This window comes from Nonomuraea sp. NPDC050540 (assembly GCF_044457485.1).
Lineage (GTDB): Bacteria > Actinomycetota > Actinomycetes > Streptosporangiales > Streptosporangiaceae > Nonomuraea.
This window is the reverse complement of sequence record NZ_JBITHA010000007.1, coordinates 262,420-275,688: the sequence shown is the minus strand read 5'-3', so window position 1 is coordinate 275,688 and position 13,269 is coordinate 262,420. Positions and strand designations below refer to the sequence as shown.

The window sequence follows — 13,269 nt, the reverse complement described above, 5'->3', positions numbered from 1 at the left end:
CGCGGTACCGGGGAGGTCCGATGGGCAGAGTGGTCATGCACAACGTCGTGTCGGTGGACGGCTTCATCGCCGACGCCGACGACCAGATCGGGCCGCTGTTCGACTGGTACACCAACGGCGACACCGAACTCGCCGAGGGCAGCGGGCTGAAGGCGTCGCGGGTCTCGGCCGCGTACGTGCGGCCGATGTGGGACGGCATCGGGTCGATGGTGATCGGGCGGCACCTGTTCGACATGACCAACGGCTGGGAGGGCAGGCCGCCGGCCGGTGAGCACGTGGTCGTGGTCTCCCACCGGCCCAAACCGGAGGGCTGGCACCCCGAGGCCTCCTACCATTTCGCCGGCGCCGTGGCCGAGGCGCTCGCCAAGGCCAAGGAACTGGCGGGGGAGGAGCGGACGGTCGCCGTCGCGGCCGGCGACGTGGGCGGCCAGGCGCTCGCCCTCGGGCTGGTGGACGAGGTGGCGATGGACGTGGTGCCGGTGGTGTTCGGCTCGGGCAAACGCTACTTCGGCTCGGTCGACGCCCAGCACCTGCTCGAAGACCCGCATGTCGTCATCCAGGGCGACCGCGTGCTCCACCTGCTCTACCGGGTACGCCGGCCGTAACGCGGCTCAGGGGGTGAGGTCGTCGCGGTGCAGCAGTGGTTCGACGGCCGCCCGCATGACCGCGGTGGCGTCACCCGCGCCCGTCCAGCGGGTGAAGGCCGCGGCAGCCTGGGCCACCAGCATGCCGGCGCCCCCTGCCGCGCGCATGCCCCGCGCGCGGGCCTGCCGCACGAGTTCGGTCAGCCGCGGGAGGTAGACCACGTCGAACACGGCCGCGCGCGGCGAGAGCAGGCCGACGTCCACCACGGGGCCCGGGGTGAGCATGCCGACCGACGTGGCGTTGACGAACAGGTCCGCCCCGGACAGGCGATCCCGTACGCGCGGATCGGCGAAGGCCATCGGCTCGATCGCCGCCAGATCGCCGAACCTGGCCGCGAGCCGGCGCGCGTCCGCGGCGTCGAGGTCGAGGACGGTGAGGTGGCCGGCTCCGTCCTTGGCCAGGCCGTACGACACGGCGTGGCTGACGCCGCCCGAGCCCGCCACGACGACCTCGGCGCCGCTCAGGTCCGTGCCCACGTGCTCGCGCAGCGCGGTCGTGAAGCCGCTCACGTCGGTGTTGAAGCCGACCAGGCGCCCGTCGGCGGCGGCTTCCACGCTGTTGACCGCGCCGATCCGCAGGGCGTCGGGCTCGATCTCGTCGAGGAACGGCATGATCGCCTGTTTGTGCGGCGCGGTGATCTGGAAGCCGAGCCAGCGCTCGTCCCTGGCCTGCCGTACCTGCTCGGCCAGGTCGGACTCGCGCACCTCCCGCAGCTCGTAGCGGGCGTCGATGCCGAACGCCGCGAAGGCGGCGTTGTGCATGACGGCCGAGTGGGTACGCCGCAGCGGGTTGCCGAACAGGGCGACTGTGCGCATCACGACCTCCTGAAGGCCGGCGGACGCTTGGCCAGGAAGGCGCGGGCGCCTTCGCGTGCGTCCTGGGTGGAGAAGATGTGTTCCGACGCGTCGAGCTCCAGCGCGAGCCCGTCGTCCAGCGGCCGCTCCGCGGCCTGGTCGATCAATGATTTCGCGGCCTGTACGGCCAGCGGCCCGCGCGCGGCGATCGTCGCGGCCATCTCCCGGGCGGCGGCCAGCGCCGTGCCCGCCCGGACCACGCGGTTGACCAGGCCGATCGAGAGCGCGGTGGCGGCGTCGAGCGGCTCGCCCAGGAGGATGATCTCCTTGGCGCGGGCCGGCCCGACGATGCGCGGCAGCCGCTGGGTGCCGCCGCTGCCCGGCAGGACGCCCAGCTTGAGCTCCGGCAGGCCGAGCCTGGCCTGGTCGCCCGCGATCCGCAGGTCGCAGCAGAGCGCGAGTTCGAGGCCGCCGCCGAGCGCGTACCCCTCGACGGCCGCGATGGACGGCACCCGGAGCCTGGCGAGCTGCCGGTAGACGAGCTTCTCCAGCAGCAGTTTGCGCTCGGCGACGTGCTCGTGCAGCTCGTCGAACTCGGCGATGTCCGAGCCCGCGCAGAAGGCCCGCGTCCCCGCGCCGTGCAGGATCACGACCCGGGTGTCCTCGTCGTCGCCGACCGCGCGCAGCGCCGCCCGGAGCTGCCCGGTCAGCTCGCGGGAGACCACGTTCATCGGCGGGTTGTCCAGCTCGATCTCCGCGCAGGTTCCGCGCGTCACGTTGACCAGCGTCGCCATGTCAGTCCTCTTCTCCGAAGGTGAGCCCCATGCGGGCGGCGCGGAACAGGCGGGCGTCCATGGGGCGCAGGCGCTCGCTGACCTTCGGGCGGAAGTCCATGTGGGCGAACACGTCCGTCGCCACGTCCATCCCGTCGGCGACCTCGATCAGCTCCAGGCCATCGGCGGTCAGGGCGAAGACGGCGCGTTCGGTGATGTAGCGGACGCTCTGCCCTTTGCCCAGCGCCATGGGGCCGTTGAAGCTGATCTCCCCGACGTCGTCGACGAACTTGCGCCGGGCGCCTTCACGTTCGACGCGGGGCAGGCCGCCGGACAGCTCGACGCGCAGGCCGCCCGTCGTGAACGTGCCGACGAAGCAGAGCCGCCCGGTCCGCGCGCTGATGTTGACGAAGCCGCCGGGGCCGCGCATCCGGTCGTCGAAGGCGTGCACGTTGACGTTGCCGTGCCGGTCGACCTGGGCGAAGGAGAGGCTCGCCACATCGAGGCCGCCGCCGTCGTAGAAGTCGAACATGGAGGGCTGTTCCAGGCGCGCCTGGTAGTTCACCCCGGCGCCGCCGTCCGGGCCGTGCGCGGGTACGCCGCCGAAGATGCCCTGCTCGACGGTGAGTGTCAGCCGTTCCGCCACGCCTTCCTCGGCGGCCACCGCGCCGATCTGCTGGGAGATGCCGAAGCCCAGGTTGCAGATGTCGCCCCGGCGGAACTCGAGCAGGGCGCGGCGCGCGATCACCTTGCGCACGTCCAGGGGGGTGGGGGCGGCGGTGCCGTACGGCCTGCGCAGCTCACCCGAGAAGTACGGCGAGTAGCCGGTGCGGTAGGTCTGCCGCTGTTCGGCGTCGACGTAGACGTGGTCGACCAGCGCGCCGGGGATGCGCACCTGGTTCGGCGGGAGCGAGCCGCGCGTCGTCAGGTGCGCGACCTGGGCGATGACGACGCCGCCGCTGTTGTGCGCGGCCATCGCCAGCGCGAGGGAGTCGCCGAGGATCGGCTCGTGCTCGAAGGTGAGGTTGCCGTCCTCGTCGGCGGTGCTCGCGCGGATCACCGCGACGTCGACGGGCAGCGCGGGGTAGAAGAGCCATTCCCGCCCGGCCAGCTCGACGATCTGGACCAGGTCCTCGGTGGTGCGCGCGTTCTGCCGTCCGCCGGTCTGGCGCGGGTCCACGTACGTGCCCAGGCCCACATGGGTGAGATGACCGGGACGGCCGGCGGCGATGTCGCGGCACAGGGCCGACAGCACGCCCTGGGGGAAGGAGTACGCCTCGATCGCGCCCTCGGCGACCATCGCGCCGAGGCCGGGTTCGTTGCCGATGTTGCTGCCGATGGTGCGCCGGGTCAGTCCGGGCAGCGCGAGCTGGGACAGGCCGTGCTGCGCGAAGTCGCCGATGCCGACGACGCGGACCGTGGTCAGGTCGCGGGGGGCGGCGGTGCGGGTGAAGGTCGCGGCGAGTTCGTCGATGAACGCCTGCGGCACGCCGTGACCGGCGCCGGACCCGCCGATCCACAGGGCGGCGCCGTCCGGCACCAGGGCCACGGCCCGCGCGACGGTGAGGAGTTTGGCGCTCATGGCATCAGCCCGCCGCTGTTGGGGCTGAGCGTCTGGCCGAGCATGAGGCGGGCGCCGTCGGACAGCAGGAAGGTCACGCATTCGGCCACTTCCTCCGGCTCGGCGAAGCGGCCGAGCGGAAGCTCTGCCATGCGCTTGCGCCCGACTTCTCCCTCCATCACGGTGCGTCCCATCGCGGTGTTGGTGACGCCGGGCGACACGGCGTTGGCCCTGATGCCGCGCGATCCGAACTCCCGCGAGATCGACTTGGCCAGCGCGATCGCCCCCGCCTTCGCGCTGGCGTAGTGGGCGGCTCCGGCCCAGCCCATCTGGCCGAGCCGGGAGGCGATGTTGACGATGGAGCCGGAGCCGCGTTCGAGCATGCCGGGGAGTACGGCCTGGCTCGCGTGGAACATGCCGGACAGATCTGTCCTGAGGACCAGATCCCACTGCTCGGGAGTGATGTCGAGGAAGTCGGACTCCATGAGGATCCCGGCGTTGTTGACCAGGCCGTCGACGCGCCCGAAGCGCTCCTCGGCCCAGGCGGCCAGCGCGAACACGTCCTCGCGCACCGCCACGTCGCACGGCCGGACGTCGGCGTCGCGGCCCATCGCCCGGACCTTCTCGGCGACCTCGTGGGCTCCGTCCCGGCTCGAGTGGTAGGCGACGGCGACGTGCGCGCCGTCGCGGGCGGCGGCCAGGGCGATGGATCTTCCTATTCCCCGGCCGGCTCCCGTGACCAGGACGACCCGGTCGAGGAGGGGTGTCGATGGCATCAGACCAGCACCTTTCATCGGGAAGCGCTTTCAATTTTCTGCACGTTCTCATGAAAATTGAACAGACGCAAGAGTGAGGCTGGCCTTGACACTAGCTGCATCGATAGATAGAAAGCGCTTGCAATTCAACTCTAAGGAGTGCTCATGGATCAGGTCCGAGTCGGCATCATCATGAACGGCGTCACCGGGCGCATGGGAACCCGGCAACACCTCGACCGGTCGATCATCGCGATCAGGGACCAGGGCGGGCTGACCCTCGCCGACGGGCGGACGCTCACGGTCGACCCGATCCTCGTCGGCCGCAACGCCGCCAAGGTCGAGGCGCTCGCCCGCCGGTACGGGATCGACCGCTGGACCACCGACCTCGACGCGGCCCTCGGCGACCCGGACGACACGATCTACTTCGACGCCCAGGTCACCAACCTGCGCGCCGAGGCGGTCAGGAAGGCGATCGCGGCGGGCAAGCACATCTACTGCGAGAAGCCGACCGCCGGCGACCTGGCCGACGCCCTCGACCTCGTGAGGCTCGCCGACGCGGCGGGTGTCAAGCACGGCGTCGTGCAGGACAAGCTGTTCCTGCCGGGAATCCGCAAGCTGAAGCGGCTGGTCGACGGCGGATTCTTCGGCGACCTGCTCAGCTTCCGCCTCAACTTCGGCTACTGGGTGTTCGAAGGCGACTGGCAGCCGATCAACAGGCCCTCATGGAACTACCGCAGGCAGGACGGCGGCGGCCTCATCCTGGACATGTACCCGCACTGGCGCTACGTCCTCGACGACATCGTCGGCCCGGTCAGGTCGGTGCTGTGCCACGGCGAGATCCACATCCCGAACCGCTGGGACGAGGACGGCGACGCGTACGTGGCGACGGCCGAGGACGCCGCCTACGGCCTGTTCCAGTTCGACCAGGGCGTCCTGGCGCAGTTCACCACGTCGTGGGCGACCCGCCCGTACCGTGATGAGATCGGCGAGTGGCAGCTCGACGGCACGCTGGGCAGCGCCGTCGCCGGGCTGCGCGAGTGCCGGATCCAGTCGCGCGCCACCACCCCGATGCCCGTGTGGAACCCGGACATCCCCAACCCGATCGACTTCCGCGGCGGCTGGTCCCCGGTCCCCGACAACGAGGAGTACGGCAACGCCTTCCGCGCGCAGTGGGAGATGTTCCTGCGCCACGTCGCCGAGGACGCCGCGTTCCCCTGGGACCTGCTGGAAGGGGCCAAGGGCGTCCAGCTCGCCGAGCTCGCGCTGCGCTCGTGGCGCGAGCGCCGCTGGATCGACGTCCCGGAGCTCACGGCACCGGCGTCATGAGGCCCTGACGGCGGGCGCGGTGCTGTCGCGCATGAGCACGGTCCCGCCGATCTCCACGGTGTGCCGCGGCTCGTCCAGGGGCAGCAGCGCGAGGTCCAGCGCGGTCCTGCCGATGCGCTCGAGCGGGAGTTCCACGGTGGTCAGGGCCGGCACGGCGTCGGAGGCCAGGGGGGTGCCGCCGAAGCCCGCGACGGAGACGTCCTCGGGGATGCGCAGCCCGTTGCTCCTGGCCCAGGCCATCGCGCCCACCGCCACCACGTCGGCCACCCCCCACAGGCAGGTCGGCCGGTCGGGGCGGTCGAGCAGGCGGCGGGCGGCCCGCGCGCCGCCGTCACGGGACATGTCGGCGTGCACGATCGCGTCGGGCGCCAGCTCGATACCCCGGTCCTGCAGGCCGAGCCGGAAACCGTGCATGCGGTCGCGCACCGCGATGAGCTTGGCGGGGCCGGAGATCACACCGAAGGAGGTGTGGCCCAGGTCGGCGAGCAGGTGCGCGAGCCGGCGGGTGGCCTCGACGTTGCCCACCTCGACGAGATGACCGATCCTGCGCCCACGGGTCACCGAGACGACCGCGCCGCCGTCGGCCTGGTACGCCGACAGCTGCGCGGTCATCGCGGCCGTGTGGGCCCGGTCGGCGAAGGAACTGCCCGCCAGGATGATCGCGCGGGGGCGCTGCGTGCTCAGCAGGCTGACGTAGTTGAGCTCCTGCTGCGGATCCCGGTACGTGCACACCATGGTCACCAGCAGCCGGTGCGCCTCGGCCGCCTTGATCACCCCTCCGGCGATCATGGCGAAGTACGCGTCCCGCACGTCGTGCACGACCAGCCCGACACTGGTCGAGGTCGAGCTGGCCAGGGCGCGCGCGTGCAGGTTCGGCCGGTAGCCGAGCTCGGCGGCGGAGGCGACGACCTTGTCGCGCAGGGCGGCCCTGCCCTTGTAGTCGGAGTCGCTCAGCATGCGCGAGGCGGTGGCCAGGGAGACGCCGGCGTGGTCGGCGACATCCTGAAGCCGGACCCGGCGTCCTTCAGACGACATCCGTGTTCCTCCCGTGAACTGCGAGCGCGAGCACAAGATACTCGACCCTCCGGCAGGAACGCCGACGCCTAGCCGGTCGGCCGCCGGGCGGTGGTCTGCCGGGGGATGACGCGGTGGCTCAGGAGGGTGGTCGTCGCGTCGCCGGGCTGGGCGTCGATCAGGTGCTGGGCGGCCATGGCGCCCATCTCGTACAGCGGCAGGCTCACCGTGGTGAGGCCGACGAACCGGGCGACCCTCAGGTCGTTGATACCGGCGACGGAGATCTCGCCCGGCACGTCGATGCCGGCCTGCCGCAGCGCGTTGAGCGCGCCGACGGCGGCCTCGTCGTTGGCCGCGAGGATGGCGTCGGGCAGCGGCGGGCGGGCGATGAGCCGCATGGCGGCCAGGTGGCCGGCCTCGAAGTCGAACCCGCCGGGCACGCACCGTGCCACGTCGCCCAGGTTCGCGTCGTTCATGCAGGCCAGGAAGCCGTCGCGGCGCTGCTTGCTGGTGGTCATGCCCGGGGGGCCGTCGATGAAGGCGATCCGGCGGTGGCCGAGCGAGACGAGGTGGTCGGTGACGTCGCGGGCGGCGCCCTCGTTGTCGGCGGTGATGACCGGGCAGCCGAGGTCGCGGGCGGTCAGGGACACGGCCTGGATGCCCTGCTCCTTGGCCTGCCGTACGGCCTCGGCCAGGTCCGGTGCGAGCGGGTCGGCCTCGAAGCCGCTACCGGCGATGATCACCCCGGCGGCGCGGTAGTCGCGCATCGTCCGCAGCCTGCTGATCTCCGTGCTGGTACGCCGGTCGACGTTGGACAACATGGTGACGTAGCCGGCGCGGCTGGCGACGTCGTCGATTCCGCGGGCGATGACGGAGAAGTAGGGGTTGACGATGTCGCTGACGAGGACGCCGATGAGCCTGCTGCTGCGCGACACCAGCGCCCGCGCGAGAGCGCTGGGCGAGTAGCCGAGCTTCTCCGCGGTCGCGATGACCTTGGCACGGGTCTTGGCCGAGATCGGGTGACTGGAGCCGGTCAGCACCCGTGACGCTGTCGACACGGAGACGCCGGCCGCTCGTGCGACTTCCACCAATGAGCTCACGGCACTCAGCATAGCGAGGAAAACGTTTGCCTGTGTCATTCGAGGTCAGCGGGCAGATCTGACATCTTCCGCGAAGAACGCCCTTGACGGCGGCCCGATCCTTCTCTCTATGCTGCCGTTAGGCATACGTTTGCCTAGCCGTTGACAAGGAGCATTATGCATCTGAAGAGGCTCGCGGCGCTGGCGGTGATGTCCGCACTGGCCGCGTGCGGCGTTCGGGGGACCGAGACCAACCCGGACGGGACCCTCTCGTTCTCGATCGCCGTCACGGAGCCGGACATCACCACCGTGCCGATTCTCGCCGCCGTCGACGTGGTCAGGCAGGCCGGCCACAAGGTCGAGGTGGTGGAGCTCGCGGAGCCGGAACTGGCCATCGGCGGCCTGGCCGAGGGCGCGTACGCGATCTCCGCCGAGGCGACCAGCCCCGCGCTGAGCGCCATCGAGCAGGAGGCGCCCATCCGGATCATCGCCGACGCGATCGGCAACCAGTGGGCGATCTACGGAAAGTCCCGGGTCACCTGCGACGACCTGGACGGAAAGCCGTTCGGGATCTTCAGCCGGGGCGCGGTCGCCACCGCGATGACCGAGGAGTGGGTACGCACGCAGTGCACCGGGGACCGCAAGCCGGAGTACCTGACCATCGGCGGATCGGACGTGCGCGCCCAGGCCCTGGTCGCGGGCGAGATCGACGCCACGGCGCTGGAACTGGCCGACGTGGTGGCCCTGGAGCGCTCCGGCGACTCGGCCTTCACCCAGGTCGTCGACTTCGGCAGGACCCTGCCCGACCTGCGTCCGCAGACGGTCTACGCCAACACCGCGTTCCTCGCCGAGCACAGGGACGTGGCGCAGCTGTTCGTCTCGGCGCTGGTGCGCGAGCACGCCAAGATCAACGCCGATCCGCGGCACCTGGTGAACCTCGTGCGGACCTACCTGCCGGAGGAGGAGATCGACGACGTGGCCGAGATCGCCGAGCGTTCGGTCAAGGCGGGCCTGTTCGACGCGGCCGGCCTGACGGAGCGCAACATGCAGGTCACCATCGACTTCTTCGTCCGCGCCGGCGTGATCGAGCCGGGGATGAAGGCGAAGGACGCCGCCGATCTGTCCTTCATCAAGGCGGCGGCGTGACCAGGCGGGGGCTGCTGCCGTACCAGCTGCTGACGTTCGTGATCTTCGCGGTGAGCTGGGAGATCTACGCCCGGGTGCGCGGCGGCCTGCTCATCCCCACCTTCACGGAAACCGTCGGGGCGAGCGTGAAGCTGCTGGGCGGCGCCGAGCTGTGGCAGGCGCTGTACGCCAGCAACCAGGCGCTCGTGCTCGGCTTCGCCGTCGCTGTCGGCATCGGCGTGCCGCTGGGCATCGTGCTCGGCCGCTTCCGGTCGCTCGAACGGTTCGCCGACGTCTACCTCAACATCCTGCTGGTCACGCCGATGGCCGCGATCATCCCCCTGCTCGGGATGTCGGTGGGGTACGGCCTGGCCGCACGGGTCATCCTCGTCGCGATCTTCGCGATCGTGATGGTGGTGGTGAACAGCCGCGCGGGCGTCAGGCAGGTCGACCCGTCGCTGATCGAGATGGCGCGCAGCTTCGGCGCGAGCGAGCGGCAGATCTGGACCCGCGTGCTCCTGCCCGGCGCGCTGCCGGCGATCATGACCGGCATCCGGCTCGGCATCGGCCGCGCGGTCACCGGGATGGTGCTCGTCGAGCTGCTCATGGTCTCCACGGCACTCGGCGGGCTGATGCTCGAGTACCGCGGCCTGCTCAAGGCGCCACAGCTCTACGCGACCATCGTGATCATCCTGGCGGAGGCGCTCCTGCTGATCTCCGTGGCCCGCTGGGGTGAACGCAAGCTCACCGGAAGGAGCGTCTGATGATAGAGATCCGTGGACTGAGCAAGAGCTTCGTCGGCCAGGACGGCGGCAGGGTACAGGCGTTGAGCGACGTCGATCTCGACGTGGCGGAGAACGAGTTCCTGACCGTGCTGGGCCCCAGCGGCTGCGGGAAGACGACGCTGCTGAAGGCGGTCGCGGGGCTCGTCCCCGCGGACTCCGGCGAGATCCGCGTCGACGGCGCGCCGGTGCGGGGTCCCGGCCCCGATCGCAGCATGGTCTTCCAGAACTTCGCCCTCCTGCCATGGGCGACCGTGCTGGACAACGTCGCCTTCGGCCTGGAGTTGCGCGGCGTCGGCAAGGCCGAGCGCGAGGAGCGTGCCCGTGCGCTGATCGCCATGGTGGGGCTGGCCGGCTTCGAGACCAAGCGTCCGGCCGAGCTGTCCGGGGGCATGCAGCAGCGGGTGGGCATCGCGCGGGCGCTGGCCGTACAGCCGAGGGTGCTGTTGATGGACGAGCCGTTCGGCGCCGTCGACGAGCAGACCAGGCGGCTGCTGCAGGAGGAGCTCCTGTCGATCTGGGAGGAGAGCCGGCTGACCGTCGTGTTCATCACCCACAGCATGGAGGAGGCGGTGCTGCTCGGCGACCGGGTGGTGCTGATGAGCGCCCGCCCGGGACAGATCGCCGAGATCGTGCCGGTGCCGCTGCGGCGACCGCGTTCCAGTGACGTCGGCGCGCTCGAACGCTCCGGCGAGTACGTCGAGATCACCGCCTACCTCTGGGACCGGCTGCGCGACATGCACGAAGAGCACCGGGTGGCACGATGAGAACACGCGTTCCCGCCGCCCTCGTCAGCCTGGCGGCCGGGGCCGTCGCCTGGGAACTGATCGGCCGGCTGTCGGGCGTGCCGTTCTTCCCGCCGCTGAGCACCGTGGCGGCCCGCCTGGCGGAGATGGCCGTGGACGGCGAGATCTTCCAGAGCGTCGCCGACAGCCTGGTCAACCTGCTGATCGGCTTCGCGATCTCGCTGGTCGCCGGACTGCTCGTGGGCGTCGCGATGGGCCGTTACCGCAAGGTGGAGGCCGCCCTCGGCGTCTACGTCTACGCCCTGCTCACCGCCCCCGCGCTGGTCTTCGCGCCGATCTTCTTCTCCCTGCTGGGAGACGGGCGCGCCTCGATCATCGCCGTGGTGGTCATGTACGCGTTGTTCGTCATCATCATCAACACCGCGTCGGCCATCCAGACGGTGCCCGCCGACCTGGTGGAGATGGCTCGCTCCTACGGCGCGAGCGAACGCCAGATCCTGCTGCGGGTCCTGCTCCCCGCCGCGACGCCAATGATCATGGCAGGGGTACGGCTCGGCGTCGGCAGAGCCGTGACCGGCATGATCAACGGAGAGATGTTCATCGCCGTGGTCGGCCTCGGCCACATCGTCACCGAGGCCGGAGGGCGTTTCGACAGCGCGAGCGTGCTGGCCGTGCTGCTGGTCATCATCGCCGTCGCCCTGGGCGCGGTCTGGCTGGTCCAGGCCGTGGACCGCAGGCTGACCGGCTGGGTTCCGCAAACCTCGAGAGGAAGTCAATGAAGATCGACGCCTACAGCCACATCCTGCCCGCGCCCTACTTCGAGCGCATGCGCGAACTCGCCGTCGACCCCGGCGCGCTCAAGCGCTGGCTGGAACTGACCGCGCTGCACGACGTCGAGGCGCGGCTGCGGATGATGGAGGAGTTCGGCGACGACTACCAGCAGATCCTCACGCTGTCCTCGCCGCCGATCGAACTGCTCGCCGGGCCGGACGACTCGCCCGAGCTGGCCAGGCTGGCCAACGAGTCGATGCTGGAGTTGTGCCGCGCGTACCCGGAGCGCTTCCCCGCCTTCGTCGCCTCCCTGCCGATGAACAACCCGGACGCGGCCATGGCCGAACTCGCGTACGCCATCGACGACCTCGGCGCCCGGGGCGTGCAGGTGTTCACCAACGTGAGCGGCCGGCCGCTGGACGATCCGGCGTTCCGCCCCGTCTTCGACGAGATGGCCCGGCGTGACCTGCCCATCTGGATGCACCCGGCCCGCGGGGCCGCCTTCGCCGACTACGCCACCGAGGACGCCTCCCGCTATGAGATCTGGTGGGCGCTGGGCTGGCCGTACGAGACGAGTGTCGCCATGTCCCGGCTGGTCTTCTCCGGCCTGTTCGAACGCCATCCGGACCTCAAGATCATCACGCATCACATGGGCGCGATGATCCCCTACCTGGAGGGCAGGATCGGACTGGGGTGGAGCGACCAGCTCGGCAGCCGCACCGAGGGAGAGATGCTGGACGAGACGTTGCCCAAGGGGCTGCTGGAGTACTTCCGCCGCTTCTACGCCGACACGGCGTTGTCCGGTTCCGCGATCGGCATGCGGTGCGGCCTCGAGTTCTTCGGTCCCGAGCACGTCCTGTTCGCCACCGACTGCCCGTTCGACCCGGAAGGCGGGCCCATGTACATCAGGGAGACGATCAAGGCGATCGGCTCGCTCGGCCTCTCACCGCAGGCCCGCGACCGGATCTACCACCTCAACATCAGGTCCATGACCGGGCTCTAGCCCACGGGCAGGTCGCCCTGGCGGATCCGGTAGGCCTGCAGGGTGAGGTCGTAGTACTTGGACGTCTCGCCGACCCACTGCATGCCCAGGCGTTCGGCGGTGGCGATGGCGCGCCGGTTGGCCGGGCGGGCGACGGCGAACAACTCGTCCACGTCCTGGGTGAACGCCCACGCGATGAGGGCGCGGGCGGCCTCGGTGGCGTAGCCGTGGCCCCACGCCTTGCGGTCCAGCTGCCAGCTCACCTCCAGGTCCTCCTCGTACGGCGGGAGCAGCCGGATGCTCAGCCCGCCCACGACCTCGCCCCCCTCACGGAGCTGGACCGCCCACCGGCCGCGCGGCTTGAGCAGGTTGGGCTGCGCCTCCTGCCAGGCCTGCAGGACGGAACGCATGCCCGCCACGTCCTCGACGCGGTGCATGGCCGGGGTGAGCCACCGGGTGACGTCGACGGAGCCGTAGATCGCCAGCGCCGCCTCGGCGTCGTCGGCCGACCAGTCCCTGATGAGCAGGCGGTCGGTGGCCAGTGGCATGTCCATGCGCGAGTTCCTCTCCGTGGGGACGGCTCTCCTGAGCTTCGCATGGGCTCGCGGGGCGGGCCGTACCGGGGGACCCCCGGTAGCGTGCACGGCATGTCTGGCGCTTCCGCCGCCGTGACCAGGACGCTCCGCCAGCGGCGGGGCGTTCCTCCTTCATTTTCCGCTGAACGATCCGTCGCTTCGTGTCGCCCGAGTCTCTCTCGCGCACCGGAGCGTTCTTGTGTCATTCCCTCTTCGTTCTTCCGTGCGGCCGTGGCTGGTTCTCGGCTGCCTGTCCATGCTGCAGTTCCTCATCGCGGTCGACGTGACCGTGGTCAACATCGCGCTGCCGTCCATCGGCGCCGAGTTCCAGGCGGACGCCC

14 protein-coding genes are annotated in these 13,269 nt (G+C 70.6%); 7 read left to right on the top strand and 7 right to left on the bottom strand.

Features of this window, described 5'->3' with window-relative positions; genetic code table 11:
* Nucleotides 1-20 precede the first annotated feature (20 nt).
* Nucleotides 21-605: a dihydrofolate reductase family protein gene (locus ACIBI5_RS25560; protein WP_397250806.1), complete on the top strand. Its 585-nt coding sequence runs from the start codon at nucleotides 21-23 to the stop codon at nucleotides 603-605.
* A gap of 6 nt (nucleotides 606-611) precedes the next feature.
* Here ACIBI5_RS25560 and ACIBI5_RS25555 read toward each other — a convergent pair whose 3' ends face one another.
* From ACIBI5_RS25555 to ACIBI5_RS25540, 4 genes are read right to left on the bottom strand one after another with little or no spacing between them, the layout of a single operon-like run.
* On the bottom strand, nucleotides 612-1,460 hold the full coding sequence (locus tag ACIBI5_RS25555) for a shikimate dehydrogenase family protein (RefSeq protein WP_397250804.1): 849 nt from the start codon (nucleotides 1,458-1,460) through the stop codon (nucleotides 612-614).
* Nucleotides 1,460-2,233, bottom strand: a complete 774-nt coding sequence (locus tag ACIBI5_RS25550) for an enoyl-CoA hydratase/isomerase family protein (RefSeq protein WP_397250802.1) — start codon at nucleotides 2,231-2,233, stop codon at nucleotides 1,460-1,462. The genes ACIBI5_RS25555 and ACIBI5_RS25550 overlap by 1 nt, the downstream gene beginning before the upstream one ends.
* 1 nt (nucleotide 2,234) lies before the next feature.
* The gene (locus tag ACIBI5_RS25545) at nucleotides 2,235-3,794 is read right to left on the bottom strand and encodes an acyl CoA:acetate/3-ketoacid CoA transferase (RefSeq protein ID WP_397250800.1); all 1,560 of its coding nucleotides are present in this window, start codon (nucleotides 3,792-3,794) and stop codon (nucleotides 2,235-2,237) included.
* Nucleotides 3,791-4,549 carry an SDR family NAD(P)-dependent oxidoreductase gene (locus tag ACIBI5_RS25540; protein WP_397250798.1) on the bottom strand — a complete coding sequence of 253 codons (759 nt, stop codon included), beginning with the start codon at nucleotides 4,547-4,549 and terminating at the stop codon, nucleotides 3,791-3,793. Before ACIBI5_RS25540 ends, ACIBI5_RS25545 begins: the two co-directional genes overlap by 4 nt.
* A 144-nt stretch (nucleotides 4,550-4,693) precedes the next feature.
* Between ACIBI5_RS25540 and ACIBI5_RS25535 the strand changes: the two genes are divergently transcribed.
* Nucleotides 4,694-5,854, top strand: a complete 1,161-nt coding sequence (locus ACIBI5_RS25535; RefSeq protein ID WP_397250796.1) for a Gfo/Idh/MocA family protein — start codon at nucleotides 4,694-4,696, stop codon at nucleotides 5,852-5,854.
* Here the strand turns inward: ACIBI5_RS25535 and ACIBI5_RS25530 are convergent.
* The gene (locus tag ACIBI5_RS25530) at nucleotides 5,849-6,889 is read right to left on the bottom strand and encodes a LacI family DNA-binding transcriptional regulator (RefSeq protein WP_397250794.1); all 1,041 of its coding nucleotides are present in this window, start codon (nucleotides 6,887-6,889) and stop codon (nucleotides 5,849-5,851) included. The genes ACIBI5_RS25535 and ACIBI5_RS25530 overlap by 6 nt on opposite strands.
* Before the next feature lie 68 nt (nucleotides 6,890-6,957).
* Nucleotides 6,958-7,968 carry a LacI family DNA-binding transcriptional regulator gene (locus ACIBI5_RS25525; protein ID WP_397250792.1) on the bottom strand — a complete coding sequence of 337 codons (1,011 nt, stop codon included), beginning with the start codon at nucleotides 7,966-7,968 and terminating at the stop codon, nucleotides 6,958-6,960.
* Between the two features lie 156 nt (nucleotides 7,969-8,124).
* On the opposite strand from ACIBI5_RS25525, the gene ACIBI5_RS25520 reads away from it, so the two are divergent.
* Genes ACIBI5_RS25520 through ACIBI5_RS25500 form a run of 5 tightly spaced genes read left to right on the top strand, consistent with a single transcriptional unit; the run spans nucleotide 8,125 to nucleotide 12,374 of the window.
* A complete protein-coding gene (locus tag ACIBI5_RS25520; protein WP_397250790.1) occupies nucleotides 8,125-9,093 on the top strand; it encodes an ABC transporter substrate-binding protein in 969 nt (322 codons plus the stop codon).
* Nucleotides 9,090-9,836, top strand: a complete 747-nt coding sequence (locus ACIBI5_RS25515) for an ABC transporter permease (protein WP_397250788.1) — start codon at nucleotides 9,090-9,092, stop codon at nucleotides 9,834-9,836. The genes ACIBI5_RS25520 and ACIBI5_RS25515 overlap by 4 nt, the downstream gene beginning before the upstream one ends.
* Entirely contained in the window at nucleotides 9,836-10,621 is a 786-nt protein-coding gene (locus tag ACIBI5_RS25510) for an ABC transporter ATP-binding protein (protein ID WP_397250786.1), read from the top strand. Before ACIBI5_RS25515 ends, ACIBI5_RS25510 begins: the two co-directional genes overlap by 1 nt.
* Entirely contained in the window at nucleotides 10,618-11,379 is a 762-nt protein-coding gene (locus ACIBI5_RS25505) for an ABC transporter permease (protein WP_397250784.1), read from the top strand. The genes ACIBI5_RS25510 and ACIBI5_RS25505 overlap by 4 nt, the downstream gene beginning before the upstream one ends.
* Nucleotides 11,376-12,374: an amidohydrolase family protein gene (locus ACIBI5_RS25500; protein WP_397250782.1), complete on the top strand. Its 999-nt coding sequence runs from the start codon at nucleotides 11,376-11,378 to the stop codon at nucleotides 12,372-12,374. Before ACIBI5_RS25505 ends, ACIBI5_RS25500 begins: the two co-directional genes overlap by 4 nt.
* Here the strand turns inward: ACIBI5_RS25500 and ACIBI5_RS25495 are convergent.
* Nucleotides 12,371-12,907 (bottom strand): GNAT family N-acetyltransferase, encoded by a 537-nt coding sequence (locus tag ACIBI5_RS25495; RefSeq protein ID WP_397250780.1) that lies wholly within the window; start codon nucleotides 12,905-12,907, stop codon nucleotides 12,371-12,373. The genes ACIBI5_RS25500 and ACIBI5_RS25495 overlap by 4 nt on opposite strands.
* Nucleotides 12,908-13,269 lie beyond the last annotated feature (362 nt).

Excerpts from the sequence above, each read along its gene's own strand:
- ACIBI5_RS25520 (WP_397250790.1), top strand. The coding sequence starts at position 8,125 with ATGCATCTGAAGAGGCTCGCGGCGCTGGCGGTGATGTCCGCACTGGCC.
- ACIBI5_RS25560 (WP_397250806.1), top strand. The coding sequence starts at position 21 with ATGGGCAGAGTGGTCATGCACAACGTCGTGTCGGTGGACGGCTTCATC.
- ACIBI5_RS25555 (WP_397250804.1), bottom strand. The coding sequence starts at position 1,460 with ATGCGCACAGTCGCCCTGTTCGGCAACCCGCTGCGGCGTACCCACTCG.
- ACIBI5_RS25505 (WP_397250784.1), top strand. The coding sequence starts at position 10,618 with ATGAGAACACGCGTTCCCGCCGCCCTCGTCAGCCTGGCGGCCGGGGCC.
- ACIBI5_RS25500 (WP_397250782.1), top strand. The coding sequence starts at position 11,376 with ATGAAGATCGACGCCTACAGCCACATCCTGCCCGCGCCCTACTTCGAG.
- ACIBI5_RS25495 (WP_397250780.1), bottom strand. The coding sequence starts at position 12,907 with ATGGACATGCCACTGGCCACCGACCGCCTGCTCATCAGGGACTGGTCG.
- ACIBI5_RS25530 (WP_397250794.1), bottom strand. The coding sequence starts at position 6,889 with ATGTCGTCTGAAGGACGCCGGGTCCGGCTTCAGGATGTCGCCGACCAC.
- ACIBI5_RS25550 (WP_397250802.1), bottom strand. The coding sequence starts at position 2,233 with ATGGCGACGCTGGTCAACGTGACGCGCGGAACCTGCGCGGAGATCGAG.
- ACIBI5_RS25545 (WP_397250800.1), bottom strand. The coding sequence starts at position 3,794 with ATGAGCGCCAAACTCCTCACCGTCGCGCGGGCCGTGGCCCTGGTGCCG.
- ACIBI5_RS25540 (WP_397250798.1), bottom strand. The coding sequence starts at position 4,549 with ATGCCATCGACACCCCTCCTCGACCGGGTCGTCCTGGTCACGGGAGCC.
- ACIBI5_RS25535 (WP_397250796.1), top strand. The coding sequence starts at position 4,694 with ATGGATCAGGTCCGAGTCGGCATCATCATGAACGGCGTCACCGGGCGC.
- ACIBI5_RS25510 (WP_397250786.1), top strand. The coding sequence starts at position 9,836 with ATGATAGAGATCCGTGGACTGAGCAAGAGCTTCGTCGGCCAGGACGGC.